Below are 15,498 nucleotides of genomic sequence, written 5' to 3' on the forward strand. Positions count from 1 at the left end.
CGTCAGGCCCGGAAGCTGTCGCGGGCGTCGCCGTCCGGCGCCTCCGGCGGCAGGCTCGACGACTTGATGAAGCGGGCCGCGATCAGGCCGGCCACGAAGGTGCCGACCGCCACCGCCACCGGTGCCCGGCGGGCGATGGACTCGGCCTCGCTGTAGAAATCGCCGAGGCTGCGGCGCTCGATCGAGGAGCCGAGCTGCTCCAGCCCGTCGGCGGCGCTGTCGAAGAAGGCGCGCACGTTCGGCTTGTCGCCGAGATCGCGGCCTGAATTGCGGATCGTCTGCGCGAGATCGTGGACCGACTGCGCCGCATCGCTCTTGCGCTGCTCGACGTAGCTCTGCGCCTGGAGACGCGCCGCGTCGATCAGACCGCGTCCGCGCTCGGCCGCCACGTCGGCCAGCCCCTCGACATCGCCCTGCAGGGCGCGCCACTGGGCGCGCTCATCCGCCCCCGCATGGGGCGGCTCGTGGGGCGCCTCATGCGCCGCCCCGTGAAGCGGGCCTCCAAGGGCGTCCTGCGGTAACTCGTTGCCGGCCATCTCGAAAACACTCCTCGCGCCGCGGGGTCGGCGCCGCTTGCGGCGACTGCGGCCCCCGCGATGGCTGAGTAACCGACTCAGCTGTGACCGGTTCCGGTGCCGCGTGCAGCGAACCCCATCCGAGCCGAACAGATCCCCGGCCCGAATAGATCCCCGGCCTTCGCGACTCGGCACAGCGGTCAGTCCACGTTCAGCCAAGGTCTGTCAGAACCGCCACGCTTCGACAACGGCCTTCGCTCGCTCCGCGCCGGCTCGGACGGGGCGCCGCGCGATGCCTGGACGGAGCGGCCACCCTGTCCCGGAACGGAACGGCCTCGACTTGACCCGCGCCCGGCTTCACGCTTGGGTTGCCTCAAGACCAACAAAGGATCGCGCAGGGTTCCCGCGCGTTCTGGCATATAATTGATGTCCCGATGCAGGCGTGGCGAGACCCTCGACCCGACCCGCGCCCCTGATCCGGAGCCGACCCGCGTGGCACGCCTTGTGATCGTATCGAACCGCGTCGCCGTCCCGGAGGAGGGCGGCAAGGCGGTCGCGGCAGGCGGCCTGGCGGTCGCCGTCAAGGAGGCTTTCACGGCCTATGAGGGGCTGTGGTTCGGCTGGAGCGGCACCATCACGGACGAGCCGTCCGAGGAGCCGACCCTGATCGACCGGGGCCGCGTCCAGTACGCGGTGGTCGATCTCTCGCCCCAGGACCACCTCGAATATTATGCCGGCTTCGCGAACCGGGCGCTGTGGCCGATCATGCATTACCGGCTGGGGCTCGGGGCCTTCTCGCGCTCGGATTACGCCGGCTACAGCCGCGTGAACCGCACCTTCGCCCGGGCGCTGGCCAAGCTGGTCGAGCCCGACGACATCATCTGGGTGCACGATTACCACCTGCTGCCGCTCGCCTCCGAGCTGCGCGGCCTCGGGCTCGACAACCCGATCGGCTACTTCCACCACATCCCCTGGCCCGCCGCCGATGTGTTCAACTCGCTGCCGGCCAGCGGCGAATTGCTGCGCGCCATCGTGGATTACGACCTGATCGGCCTGCAGACCGAGGCGGACGTTCAGAACCTGCAGCGCAACCTGATCGATACCCAGCGGGCGATTCCCCTGGGCGGCGGCTCGCTGATGGTCGACGGGCGGCGCACCCGGATCCGCGCCTTCCCGATCGGCATCGATGTCGCCGGCTTCAAGGAGGCGGCCGAGAAGGCCAGCGCCAACAAGGTCGTGCGCGAGACCATCGCCGGCCTGCGCACCCGCAAGCTGCTGATCGGCGTCGACCGGCTGGATTATTCCAAGGGCGTGTCCGAGCGGATGGAGGCGGTGGAGAGCTTCTTCGCCTCGAATCCCGACCAGCGCGGCAACGTCACCTACATCCAGATCACGCCGAAATCCCGCAGCGAAGTGCCGGAATACGAGCAGCTCGCCCGGGACGTGAACGAGAAGGTCGGCGAGATCAACGGCTCGCTCGGCGACCCGGCCTGGACGCCGATCCAGTACATCACCAAGGCCTATCCGCGCCCGGTGCTGGCCGGTCTCTACCGGGCGGCCCGGGTCGGCATCGTCACGCCGATGCGCGACGGCATGAACCTCGTCGCCAAGGAATACGTGGTCGCTCAAGCCGAGGACGATCCGGGCGTTCTGGTCCTGTCGAAATTCGCCGGCGCCGCCCGGCAGCTGCCCGAGGCGCTGCTGATCAACCCCTACGACAAGTTCGAGGTGGCGGAGGCGATCCGCGCGGCGCTTTACATGCCGAAGGCCGAACGGGTGGCGCGCTGGAAGCCGATGGTCGAGCGCATGACCCGCGAGGATGTCGATTGGTGGGCGCGCAACTTCCTGGCGGAACTTGAGAATTTCCGCACGATCGAGCGCGAGCCGCCATCCGCGGCAGCCGCTGCTGCCGAATAACCAGCGATGTCGCGGGTTTCCAAAGGGATCATCCCTTTGGCGGGGTCTCGGGGCGGAGCCTTGGGCCTTCGGGCTTCGCCCTGCACCCACAAAAGGTCGAAGACCTTTTGAAACCATGATGTTGCGCGGCAACTCTCCGATCTCACGTTCATATCTGGACCTCGCCCATGATCGCCGTCGATGACGGGGTGCCGGCGCCGCTCGGCGCGCATTTCGACGGGCGCGGGGTCAATTTTGCCCTGTTCTCCGAGCACGCCACCGCGGTCGATATCTGCCTGTTCGAGCCCGGTGAGCGGCACGAGACCCGCACGGTGCGGCTGCCCTGCCGGACCGACGACGTCTGGCACGGCTACCTGCGCGGGGTGCTGCCGGGCCAGCTCTACGGCTACCGGGTGCATGGCCCCTGGGATCCGGCGAACGGCCACCGGTTCAACCCCTCAAAGCTGGTGCTTGACCCCTATGCGCGGGAAATCCGCGGGAAGATCCGCTGGCACGACGCGCTCTACGGGCACCGGCGCGGTGGGCGCGAGGATCGGATCGACCGGCGCGACAGCGCGGTCTACATGCCGCGCTGCGTGGTCACTGCCCCCGAGGTGCCCGACCTCGCCCTCGATCCGGTGCGCCGGCCGCTCGCCGACACGGTGGTGTACGAGGCGCACGTCAAGGCGCTGACCCGCACCCATCCCGCGATCCCCGAATCCGAGCGCGGCACCTACGCGGCCTTGGCCCATCCGGCGATCATCGAGCACCTCGTGAAGCTCGGCGTGACCGCCCTGGAACTCCTGCCGATCCAGGCCTTCGCGGATGACCGCTTCCTGGTGGACAAGGGCCTCGTCAACTTCTGGGGGTATCAGCCGCTGAGCTACTTCGCCCCCGACCCGCGTTACCTGGGGGAGGGCGGCCTCGGCAGCCTCAAGGCGGCGATCCGGGAACTCAACGCCGCCGGGATCGAGACCTGGCTCGACGTGGTCTACAACCACACCGCGGAGGGCGACCACACCGGCCCGACCTTGGCGTTCCGCGGCATCGACAATGCCAGCTACTACAAGCTCGACCCCGCCGACCGGCACCGCAACTTCGACTGCACCGGCTGCGGCAACACCTTCGATGTGAGCCACCCGCGGGTGATGCAGCTGGTGCTGGATTCCCTGCGTCACTGGGTGACCGCCTACGGGATCGCGGGCTTCCGGTTCGACCTGGCTTCGAGCCTCGGGCGTTCGCCGCTCGCCTTCACCCCGCAGGCTGCCTTCTTCCAGGCGGTGGCGCAGGATCCGGTGCTCGCCCGGGTCAAGATGGTGGCCGAGCCCTGGGACATCGGGGAGGGGGGCTATCAGCTCGGCAGCTACCCGCGCGGCTGGAGCGAATGGAACGACAAGTTCCGCGACGCGACCCGCGGGTTCTGGAAGGGCGATTCCGGCACGCTCGCCAAGGTCACGCAGGGGCTGACCGGCTCGCGCGAGGTGTTCGCGCCCTCCCGCCGCTCGCCGCTCGCCAGCGTCAACTTCATCGCCAGCCACGACGGCTTCACGCTGGCCGACACGGTGGCGTACGAGGCGAAGCACAACGAAGCCAACGGCGAGGACAACCGCGACGGCCACGGCCACAACGTCAGCCGGAATTACGGCGTCGAGGGCGACACCGACGATGCCGCCATCCTGGCGGTTCGCACCCGCCAGAAGCGCAACATGCTGGCCACCGTGATGCTGGCCCAGGGCGTGCCGATGCTGCTGATGGGCGACGAGCGGTCGCGCAGCCAGGGCGGCAACAACAACGCCTATGCCCAGGACAATCCAACGAGCTGGATGGACTGGAGCGTCGATCCGGACCCTGCACTCACGGGCTTCGTCGCCAATCTGCTGGCCTTGCGACGGGCTCAACCGGCGCTGCGACGACGGCGCTTCTTCACCGGCGCGCTGATCCATCCGGATGCGCCCCTGCGCGACGTGCATTGGCTCAGCGCCGAAGGCACCGAGATGGGCGACCGCCACTGGTCCGACGACGGACTCCAGGCGTTCGGGATGCAGATCGGCAATGACGGCGCACCGGGCGAGCGCCTGCTGGTGCTGTTCAACGCCGGGGAGGGGACTCTGACCTTCCACCTCGCCCCGGTGATCGGCGGCCCATGGCGGCCCGTGTTCGACACGGGCGAGGCCGAGGGGGCACTTTCGCCGGATGCCGCGCCTTACGCGGCGGGCGCCGCGGTGCCGCTGGCCGGGCGGACGGCTCTGGTTCTCACCGCCCCGAGGGCGGATGCCGGGTGGGTGCCGGGGCCATAGGGCCTGTATCACGCGAGAAAAGGATCGGTGACGGCCCCACAGCTCTCCCTCCCCCCTCTGCGGGGGAGGCAGACGTGCGGGCCCCCGTTCCCCCATTGCCACACCCCACGCCCGCCATAGCTGCGCTGCGGGAACCGGATCGAGCCCGGGGCCTTCTCCCACGACAGGTGAGCCTGCCGCGCTTGCCCCGGCGCGTGCGGCCAACGACGAGGAATGTGGCCCGATGCGGCGCGCCCACAACATGGAATTCGGGGCCGAGATGGTCGGGGGCGGCGTCCGCTTCGCCCTCTGGGCCCCCACCGCGCAGAGCGTCGACCTCGTCGTCGACGGCGTCGACCACCCGCTGCCCGAATCCGGCGGCGGCTGGCGGCGCACCGCCCTGCCCGGCGTGAAGCCCGGCGCCCGCTACGGCTTCCGCATCGACGGCGACCTCGTGGCGCCCGATCCCGCCTCTCGGTTCCAGCCGGACGACGTTTCGGGCCTCAGCGAGGTGATCGACCCGCGTGCCTTCGAATGGTCGGACGAGGCCTGGGCCGGGCGGCCGTTCGAGGAGGCGGTGATCTACGAGTGCCATGTCGGCACCGCGACGCCGGAGGGCACCTATGCCGGCCTGCAGGCCCGGCTGCCCGACCTCAAGGCGCTCGGCGTCACCGCCATTGAGCTGCTGCCGCTCGCCGACTTCAAGGGCTCGCGCAACTGGGGCTACGACGGCGTCCAGCCCTACGCCCCCGACGGCGCCTATGGCCGGCCGGACGACCTCAAGCGGCTGATCGACACCGCCCATGGGCTCGGCCTGATGGTCTATCTCGACGCGGTCTACAACCACTTCGGCCCGGCCGGGAACTACCTCCACGCCTACGCCAAGACCTTCTTCACCGAACGCCACCAGACGCCGTGGGGCGCGGGCATCAACTTCGACGGCAAGGAGAGCGGCGCCACGGTGCGGCAGTACTTCATCCAGAACGCCCTGTACTGGCTGGAGGAATACCGCTTCGACGGCCTGCGCTTCGACGCCGTCCACGCGATCCTCGACGATTCGCCCCGCCACTTCCTGGCCGAGCTCGGCGAGACGGTCCGCAAGACCTTCCCGGACCGCCAGATCCACCTGATGCTGGAGAACGAGGCCAACCAGGCCCGGTGGCTGGAGCGCGACGCCGCCGGGCGCCCCAAGATGCACGACGCCCAATGGGCCGACGACCTGCACCATTGCTGGCACGTCCTGCTCACCGGCGAGGATGCCGGCTACTATAAAAGCTTTGCCGACAAACCCGTCGCCCATCTCGCGCGCTGCCTCGCGGAGGGCTTTGCCTATCAGGGCGAGCCCTTCCCGACGCTCGACAACCACCCGCGGGGCGAATCCTCCGGGCATCTGCCGCCCTCGGCCTTCGTGACCTTCCTCCAGAACCACGACCAGGTCGGCAACCGGGCGCTCGGCGAGCGGCTCAACCATCTGGCCGACCCGAAGAAGCTCGATCTCGCCCGGGCCGGCCTCCTGCTGGCGCCGCAGATCCCGATGCTCTGGATGGGCGAGGAATGGTCGGCCTCGGCGCCGTTCCTGTTCTTCGTCGACTTTGCGCCGGACGAAGAGCTGAACACGGCGGTGCGCGACGGCCGCCGCCGGGAGTTCAAGAGCTTCGCGGCGTTCGCCGACGATACCTCGAAGATACCGGATCCCACCGAGCGCGAGACCTTCGAGGCCTCGAAGCTCGACTGGTCCGAGCGGGAGCGCTCGCCGCACCGCGAGGTGCTGGCGGAGACCACGCGACTCCTGGGCCTGCGCCGCGACGTGGTCGTGCCGCTCGCCAAGTCCGGCTACGCGGGTGCCGCCGCCAGCCTGCCGCGGGCCGACGTGGTCGATTGCACGTGGCGCTTCGGCGCCGGCACCCTGCGGTTCGTCGCCAATGTCGGCGACACCCCCTTCGCGCTGGATCCGGGCGGCGCCCAAGTGGTCTGGACCAACGCCCCGGACGGGGCCGGACGCGACCTGCCCTCCTGGGCGGGCGTGTTCCTGACGGAGTCCCACTCGTGAGCGCCTTGAACGTGAGTGCCTTGGAACAGCTGGCCGATCTCGTCGGCGTGGCCGCGGGCTATACCGATGCCTTCGGCAAGCCGGTCGAGACCTCCCTGGAGGTGCGCCGGGGCCTGCTGGCGGCGCTGGGCTTCGCGGTGGAGGACGAGGCGGCGATCGCCGGGAGCCTGGAGCAGGTCGAGCGCCTGCGCCGCGGCCTGATCCCGCCGCTCCTGCCCGTGGAGGCCCGCCGGGCGGCCCGGGTGCCGGTGCGGCTCCAAAGCGGTGCGCCCCACACCCTGGTCTGGCGCCTCGTGGATGAACGCGGCACGGCGCGCGAGGGCCGGGCGAATCCGCAAGGGGCGGAGCCCGGCTTCGAGCTGCCGCCGCTGACCCCGGGCTATCACCGCCTCACCGTGCAGGCCGGGCAGAGCCGCACCGAAGCCTGGGTGATCGCCGCGCCGCAGCGTTGCTGGCGCCCGCGGCCCTACACGGAGGAGGGGGCCTCCGACTGGGGTCTGGCCGCGCAGCTCTACGGCCTGCGCTCGGCCACCAATATCGGCATCGGCACCTACGCGGATGCCGGCGAGGCCGCCCGCGAGGCCGCCTTGCGCGGGGCGGCGTTCCTGGGGCTCAGCCCGGTCCATGCCCTGTTCGGCTCCGACCGGACCAAGATCTCGCCCTACTCGCCCTCTTCACGCCTGTTCCTCGAGACCCTGTTCATCGCCCCGCGCAGCCTGCCGGGGCTCGCCGGATCCCGGGCCGAGGCGCTGCTCGCCAAGCGGGAAGATGCCATCACGGCTTTGCGCGAGGCGGCGCTTGTCGATCATCAGGGCGTGCACGACGTGCTCGACCCCGTGCTCCGGGCCCTCTGGGCGGATTCGCCGGCCCGGGCCGGGACAGACGCGGAGTTCGAGCGCTTCCGCCAGGAGGGCGGCGCGGATCTGGAATCGCACGCGATCTTCGAGGCCCTGTCGGAGCATTTCCGGGGGCAGGGGGCGCACTGGCTGGGCGACTGGCCGGAGGCGTATCGCCGGGCCGGCACGGAGGCCGTGACGGCCTTCGCGGCGGAGAACGCGGAACTCGTCGGCTACCACGCGTGGCTGCAACACCTCGCCGACCGGCAGCTCGAAGAGGCCTCGGCGGCGGCCCTCGGCTCGGGCATGCGGGTCGGACTCTACCGCGACCTCGCGGTCGGCGCCGACCGGGGCGGGTCCGAGATCTGGTCCCATCCCGAGCGCTTCGCCGACAAGGTCTCGATCGGTGCGCCGCCGGACCTGCTGGCACCGAAGGGCCAGAACTGGGGCCTGCCGGCCTTCGACCCGCTGACGATGGAGCGCGACGGACTCGCGGCCTTCCGCGCCCTGGTCCAGGCCAACATGCGCCATGCCGGCGCGATCCGGATCGACCACGCCTTCCAGCTCGCCCGCCTGTTCCTGATCCCGCTCGGCGCGGGCGCCCAGGCCGGCGCCTACGTGGCGATGCCGTTCGAGCCGATGCTGGCGGTGCTGCGGCTGGAGAGCCACCGCAACAAGTGCCTCGTCATCGCGGAAGACCTCGGCACCGCGCCCGAAGGTTTTTCCGACGCGCTGATGCGGGCCGGGGTGCTGAGCTACCGGATCCTCGCCTTCGAGCGCGAGGCCGACGGCCGGTTCAAGGCGCCCTCGGCCTATCCGCGCGACGCGCTCACCGCCATCACCACCCACGATCTGCCGACCTTCGTGGGCTGGTGGCGCGGGGTCGATACCGACACCCGCCAGTCGCTCGGCCTCTACGATCAGGACCGGGCCGAGGCCGAGCGGGCCGAGCGCGTGATCGAGCGTCGCCGCCTGACCGAGGCGCTGGCGGGCGAGCAGCTGCTCCCCTCCGCCGAGCCGCCGGATGCCGCGCCCTTCGAGGCCGCGGCGCGCTACCTCGCCCGCGCGCCCTCGATGCTCACCGCCGTCCAGTACGAGGACGTGGTCTCGGAACTCGCCCAGGCCAACGTGCCGGGCTCGACCGAGGGCTACCCGAACTGGCGGCGCAAGCTCGACCGGGACCTCGCGGCGATCGCCGCCCCCGGCGGCCCGTTGGCCAAGCTCGCAGCCGCCCTGTCGTCCGAGGCGCGAGGCCCGCGCTCGGGGGCCGCGCGGCTCGCGGTGCCGCCGCCGCGCTCGACCTACCGGCTGCAGTTCCACAAGGCCTTCACCTTCGCGGATGCCGGTCGGATCGTCCCTTACCTGCACCGGCTCGGGATCAGCCACGTCTACGCCTCGCCGCTCCAGAAGGCCCGGCCCGGCTCGACACACGGCTACGACATCGTCGATCACGGCGCGATCAACCCGGAACTCGGCGGCGAGGAGGGCTTCATCCAGCTCTCCGAGACGCTCCACGCCCACGGGATCAAGCTCCTCCTCGACATCGTCCCGAACCACATGGGCGTCGGCGGGTCCGACAATCCGTGGTGGCTCTCGGTCCTGGAATGGGGCTCCCTGTCGCCCTTCGCCGATGCGTTCGACATCGATTGGCAGCGGCTCGGGGCCGGGCGCAACCTCGTGATCCCGTTCCTGGGCGAGCGCTACGGCGAGGCCCTGGAGCAGGGCACGCTGGAGCTGAAGTTCGACCCCGAGAAGGGCGCCTTCAGCGTCTGGCACTACGAGCACCAGCTCCCGATTCGGCCGCTCAGCTACCCGACCATCCTCAACCGGGTGATCGCCGCCATCGGGGCGGTGGACGACGACACCACCGCAGAGCTGCTCGCCATCTCCGAGCGGCTGCGCGCCATGTCGATCGACACCGACGAGACCCGCCGCAAAAGCTTCCCCGAGGAGGCCGAGGGGCTGAAGCGCCGGCTCGCCGAGATCCACGGCGTCTCGCCACTGATCCAGGAGGCCACGGCCAGCACGCTCGCGCTGCTCAACGGCTTCAAGGGCCGCCCCGACAGCTTCGGGCCGCTGCACCGTCTGCTGGAGGCGCAGGCCTACCGGCTCGCCCATTGGCGGGTGGCGTCGAGCGACATCAACTACCGCCGCTTCTTCGACGTGAACTCCCTGGCCGGCCTGCGGGTCGAGCTGTCCGACATCTTCCACCGCTCGCACGAGACCGTGTTCCGGCACGTCCGCGAGGGCAGGATCGACGGCTTGCGCATCGATCACATCGACGGGCTCGCCGACCCGCTGGGCTATGCGCGGGCGCTTCAGGCGGCGGTCGGGCCGGGCTTCTACGTGGTGGTCGAAAAAATCCTGGAGCCGGGGGAGCGGCTGCGACCCTGGCCGGTGGCCGGGACGACGGGCTACGACGTGCTCAACCAGCTCGACGGCATCCTGGTCGACAAGGGAAAGCGCGGGAAGGTCGAGCGGCTCTACACCTGGGCCACGGGCTTCGACGAGCCCTACGGGTTCCAGCTCCGCGCCGCCAAGGCCGAGATCCTCGAGATCAGCTTCGCCAGCGAGTTGGAGGTGCTGACCTCCGACCTCAAGGAGGCCGCCGATGCCGACCGGCGCACCCGCGACTTCACCGTCAATGCGCTCCGCCGGGCGCTGATCGAGATCATCGCGCGCTTCCCGACCTACCGGAGCTACCTGCCGTCGGAATTGGAGGAGGGCGAGGTCGAGCCCGAGGATGTCCGCCTGATCGAGGGCGCGGTCGCCAAGGCCAAGCGCTGGTCGAGCCTGCCGGACCGCTCGGTCCACGATTTCGCCGCCGAGGTCCTGCTCGGGCGGATCGAGACCACGGGGCCGGGCCGGCCGGATCCGCGGGTGGTCCTGCGCTTCCGCCGCCGGTTCCAGCAGCTCACCGGCCCGGTCATGGCCAAGAGCCTGGAGGACACGCTGTTCTACCGTTACGCCTGCTTGCTGGGCCTCAACGAGGTCGGCGGCGATCCGGGCGAGTACGGGATCGACGCCGATCATTTCCACGACCTGCAGATCGCCCGCGCCCGGGACTGGCCGAGCGCCATGATCACCACGGCGACCCACGACACCAAGCGCGGCGAGGATGCCCGGACCCGGCTGCTCGCGCTGTCGGAGATCCCGGAGGAATGGGCCAAGGCCTGGGACCTGTGGCAGCGGACGGCCGGGCCGCACCTCGCCCGGATCGATGGTGAGCCCGCGCCCGACGCCAACGACCAGTGGATGTTCTTCCAGGCGATTCTGGGTGCGTGGCCGCTGGAACTGCTGGAGCAGGACGAGCCCACGGCGATCGAGGATTTCCGCAACCGGCTGATCGCCTACGGCGAGAAGGCCATGCGCGAGGGCAAGCGCCGGTCGAGCTGGGTCAACGTCGACGAGGTCTACGAGGGCGCGGTCAAGAAGCTGTTCACGGCGTTGATCGCACCGGGCTCGGACTTCCTGCGGGAGCTCCGGCCCTTCGCCCGGCGGCTCGCCCATCTCGGCATGCTGGCGAGCCTCGGCCGCACGGTCCTGAAATGCACCCTGCCGGGCCTGCCCGACACCTACCAGGGCACGGAGATCTGGGATTTCTCCTTCGTCGATCCCGACAACCGGCGCCCGGTGGATTACCCCGCCCTGGAACGGATGCTCGAACAGGGCGGCGAACCGGCGGCGCTGCTGGCGCATTGGCCGGATGGGCGGATCAAGCAGGCGACGCTGACGCGGTTGCTGGCCGAGCGGGCCGAGCGCCCGGATTTCTACGCGATCGCCGCCTACGAGCCTGTCGACGCCACGGGGGCGCGGGCCGACCATGTCGTTGCCTACCGGCGGACCGATCCCGGCCAGGAGGGCGGCGACCTGTTCGTGGCGGTGCCGCGGCTGGTCGCGGGATTTGTGGGCGAGGCGGGCTGGTCGGGCGAGGCCTTTGCCGGCACCCGGGTCGATCTCGGGGCCGGGACCCGCTGGCGGGATCTCGTCACCGGGCGGATCGTTGAGAGTGACGGGGAGGGGGCCGATCTCGGTACGCTTCTGCGGGATCTGCCCTTTGCGGTGCTGCGGCGGGATCCGTGAGGGAAGCGACAGACCCGCTTCTCTCCCGCCCCCCTGTGCGGGGGAGGGTGGCCCCCGCAGGGGTCGGGAGAGGGGAGCGACGGTGCGGAAAAGGGCTTTGGCCTTCATGCCGGTCGGCGCCTCTTCTGGAAGCCGGGTCCCCCCCCATGCGGGACTTCGTCCCGGCCCGACCCCTGCTGACGCAGGGGCCACCCTCCCCCGCATAGGGGGGAGGGGAAAACGCGCGGTTGGCAGGACCCTCCGCAGCCCTGTCACGCAACTCTGCTGAGACACGTCGAACCGGATCGCGAGGCACGCCTGCGTAGTTCGGGCGTTACGACACAGGAACGGGAGCCAGAAGCCAGCATGAACGCACCGACCAAAGCCGCTGCGACGTCCGGGGCCGAAGCCGTCCTGCCGGCGTCGCTGGCGCCGCGCGCTGCAGGGCCGCGGATCTACAATCTGTTCCCGCTCCTGGTCGGGCGCGTATCGGATTGGACCGCCGAGCTGCCGCGGATCGCGGCGCTAGGCTTCGACTGGATCTACCTGAACCCGTTTCACCAGACCGGCGGCTCGCGGAGCCTCTACGCGGTGGCCGATCCCGAGCGGCTGGACGAGCGCTTCCGCGACCAAGACGGCACGCCGGACGACGAGCAGATCCGCGGGTTCTGCACGGCGGCCGAGGCGCTGGGCCTGTCGGTGATGACCGATCTCGTGATCAACCACACCGCCGATAACGGGCGCCTCGTGACCGAGCGGCCCGACCTGTTCATGAAGGAGCCGGACGGCTCGATCATGCACCCGGCCGCCGTCGATCCGGACGACCCGTCGATCCGCACCGTCTGGGGCGATCTGGCCGAGCTCGACTACCACACCCCCGCCGCCCGGGATGAGCTGACCCGGATCTGGGGCGCCTACGTGGCGCATCTCCAGGGCCTCGGCGTGGCGGGCTTCCGCTGCGACGCGGCCTACAAGGTCCCGCCGGAGACCTGGCGCGTCCTGATCGGTGAGGCCAAGTCCCGCGATCCCGCCTGCCTGTTCGCCGCCGAGACCCTGGGCTGCACCTTCGAGGAGGCCAAGGCCACGGCCGGCGCCGGCTTCGACTACCTGTTCAATTCCTTCGCGTGGTGGGACCTGAAGAAGCCCTGGGCGCTGGAGCAATACGAGCGCCTGCGGGTGCTGGCGCCCTCCATCGCGTTCCCCGAGAACCACGACATGAAGCGCCTTGCCGCCGAGATCGGGGGCGGCCCGGAAGCGGTGGCGGCGCATCTGCGCACCCGCTACGCGCTGGCCGCCTTCTTCTCGGCCGGCGTGCTGATGCCGATCGGCTACGAGTGGGGCTACCGCCGGGCGCTGCACGTGGTCGACACCACCCCGCGCGACCGCGAGGACGACACCGGGCTCGACATCTCCGCCTCGATTCGGGCGATCAACGCCCTGCGGGCGGAGCTGCCGGCCGCCAATGTCGAAGGTGCGCAGATCCGGGTCTCGGCCCCCGACAGCAATCTGGTGGCGCTCGCCCGCTTCGACACCGGCCATCCGGCCTCGGCCCGGCACGGACTGATCGTGCTTTACAACCCGACCGACAAGCCGGTCCCGGTGGAGGCCGGTGCGCTGATCGCCCGCACGGGCGGGATGCTCGGGACCTTCGTCGACCGGACCCCGGAGGCCGAGCCGATCGCGTTCCATCCCGGCAGCGCCATCGACCTGATGCCGGGCGAGCTGCGCATCCTCGCGGCCAGCGCCCAGGAGGTCGCCCGCCAGCCGACGCGCGGCACGCCGGATGGCGAGGGCCGGGTGGTGATCGAGGCGGTCAGCCCTGAGCTCGACGGCGGCCGTTCTGCGGTGAAGCGGATCGTCGGCGAATCCCTGCGGGTCGAGGCCGACATCTTCTCCGACGGCCACGAGATCATCGACGCCGCGATCCTGTCGCGGGTCGCTGGCACCGAGATCTGGCGCGAGGACCCGATGGTCTTCGTCGACAACGACCGCTGGGCCGGGCAATTCCCCCTGGAGCAGAACGCCCGCTACGAGTTCACCCTGATCGCGTGGCGCGACGCCTTCTCGTCCTGGGTGCGCGACACCCTGAAGAAGCGCGCCGCCGGCGTGGATGTCCGCCTGGAGACGATTGAGGGCGTGGCCCTGGTCGGCACCGCCGCGTCGCTGGCCCGGACCCAGGGCGGTCGCGACGCCGACCGGCTCGCCGCCCTGGTGGCCGCGCTCGCCGCCGAGGAGACCGGCTCGGCCGCACAGCTCGACCGGATCCTGCAGCCCGACGCGGCGAGCCTCGTGCGCCGCAATGCCGAGCGGGTGAACCTGACCCGCTATCCCGTGACCCTGCCGGTGATCGCCGACCGCCTCGCGGCCCGGTTCTCGGCCTGGTACGAGATCTTCCCGCGCTCCCAGTCGATGGACGTGAACCGCCACGGCACCTTCGACGACGTGATCCGGCGCCTGCCGGAGATCCGCGAACTCGGCTTCGACGTCCTCTACTTCACGCCGATCCACCCCGTGGGGCGGACCAACCGCAAGGGGAAGAACAACACCCTGAAGGCCCTGCCCGGCGATGTCGGCTCGGTCTACGCGGTGGGCGCGGAAGAGGGCGGCCACGAGGCCGTGCATCCCGATCTCGGCACGCTCGCCGATTTCGAGCGGCTGGTCGCGGCGAGCCACGCCTACGGGATGGAGATCGCCCTCGATTTCGCGATCCAGTGCTCGCCGGACCATCCCTGGATCAAGAACCACCCGGAATGGTTCGAGTGGCGCCCCGACGGCACGCTCAAATTCGCCGAGAACCCCCCGAAGAAGTACGAGGACATCTCGAACGTCCACTTCTACGGCGGCGCGCTACCCTCGCTCTGGATCGAATTGCGCGACATCCTGCTCGGCTGGTGCGCGCGTGGCGTGCGCATCTTCCGGGTCGACAACCCGCACACCAAGCCGATTCCGTTCTGGGAATGGGTGATCGCCGAGGTCAACGGCCAGTATCCGGACGCGCTCTTCCTCGCCGAGGCCTTCACCCGGCCGAAGATGATGAAGAAGCTCGCCAAGGCCGGCTACCAGCAGAGCTACACCTACTTCACGTGGCGCAACACCAAGCAGGAGCTCACCGACTACGCCCTGGAGCTGGCCGGCGAGATGGGTGAGTACTATCGCCCGAATTTCTTCGCCAATACGCCCGACATCAACCCGCACTTCCTCCAGACCAGCGGGCGCGCCGGCTTCGTGATCCGGGGCACGCTCGCCGCGACCCTGTCGTCGGTCTACGGCATCTACAACGGCTTCGAGCTGTGCGAGGCCGCGCCGTATCCCGGCAAGGAAGAGTACCTGAACTCGGAAAAGTACGAGCTGAAAGCCTGGGACTACGACCGGCCCGGCAACATCCGCGAGCACATCATCAAGCTGAACACCATCCGCCGCGAGAACCCCGCCCTCTGGGATTTCCGCAACGTGGTCTTCACGGGCGCGTTCAACGACCAGATCGTCGCCTACGCCAAGGCGACGCCGGAGCGCGACAATTGCGTCTTCACCATGGTCAATCTCGATCCCCGGAACCGCCAGGAATGCACCTACGAGGTGCCGCTCTGGCTGTTGGGTCTGCCGGACGATGGCGCCGTGGAGGTCGAGGACCTGCTCCAGGGCTACACGTTCGAATTGCGCGGCAAGTCCCACCGCATCGCGCTGGATCCGGCCGAGCGATCCTGCGTGATCTGGCGTCTCCGGGCGCCGCGGCGGGTTGCGGGTTGAGGCTACCCGTGGCACTCGATCATGGCAGTTGATGCCGGCGGGGGGCCTCCCCGTCGCCGGCCACGATATCCGCGCGGTGAGAGACCGCCTGCGCCCCGGTTGGTTCCCCCGCCGGT

Annotated in this window: 6 protein-coding genes; 5 read left to right on the forward strand and 1 reads right to left on the reverse strand. The window is 70.2% G+C overall.

Features of this window, described 5'->3' with window-relative positions; all coding sequences use genetic code 11:
* Positions 1–2: 2 nt before the first annotated feature.
* A complete protein-coding gene (locus MKK84_RS34135) occupies positions 3–536 on the reverse strand; it encodes a hypothetical protein (protein ID WP_243927283.1) in 534 nt (177 codons plus the stop codon).
* A 471-nt stretch (positions 537–1,007) separates the two neighbouring features.
* On the opposite strand from MKK84_RS34135, the gene MKK84_RS34140 reads away from it, so the two are divergent.
* From MKK84_RS34140 to MKK84_RS34160, 5 genes are all read left to right on the forward strand, one after another.
* Positions 1,008–2,432 (forward strand): trehalose-6-phosphate synthase, encoded by a 1,425-nt coding sequence (locus MKK84_RS34140; protein ID WP_243927285.1) that lies wholly within the window; start codon positions 1,008–1,010, stop codon positions 2,430–2,432.
* 167 nt (positions 2,433–2,599) lie between these two features.
* Complete coding sequence (gene glgX / locus MKK84_RS34145) at positions 2,600–4,708, forward strand: glycogen debranching protein GlgX (RefSeq protein ID WP_243927287.1); 2,109 nt, start codon at positions 2,600–2,602, stop codon at positions 4,706–4,708.
* A gap of 223 nt (positions 4,709–4,931) precedes the next feature.
* Positions 4,932–6,737 carry a malto-oligosyltrehalose trehalohydrolase gene (gene treZ, locus MKK84_RS34150; RefSeq protein ID WP_243927289.1) on the forward strand — a complete coding sequence of 602 codons (1,806 nt, stop codon included), beginning with the start codon at positions 4,932–4,934 and terminating at the stop codon, positions 6,735–6,737.
* Between the two features lie 11 nt (positions 6,738–6,748).
* Positions 6,749–11,656 carry a malto-oligosyltrehalose synthase gene (locus MKK84_RS34155; RefSeq protein WP_243927449.1) on the forward strand — a complete coding sequence of 1,636 codons (4,908 nt, stop codon included), beginning with the start codon at positions 6,749–6,751 and terminating at the stop codon, positions 11,654–11,656.
* 345 nt (positions 11,657–12,001) lie between these two features.
* Positions 12,002–15,382, forward strand: coding sequence for a maltotransferase domain-containing protein (locus MKK84_RS34160; RefSeq protein ID WP_243927291.1), 3,381 nt, complete (start codon positions 12,002–12,004; stop codon positions 15,380–15,382).
* Positions 15,383–15,498: the final 116 nt, after the last annotated feature.

This window comes from Methylobacterium sp. E-065, assembly GCF_022829605.1.
Taxonomy (GTDB): Bacteria; Pseudomonadota; Alphaproteobacteria; order Rhizobiales; family Beijerinckiaceae; genus Methylobacterium.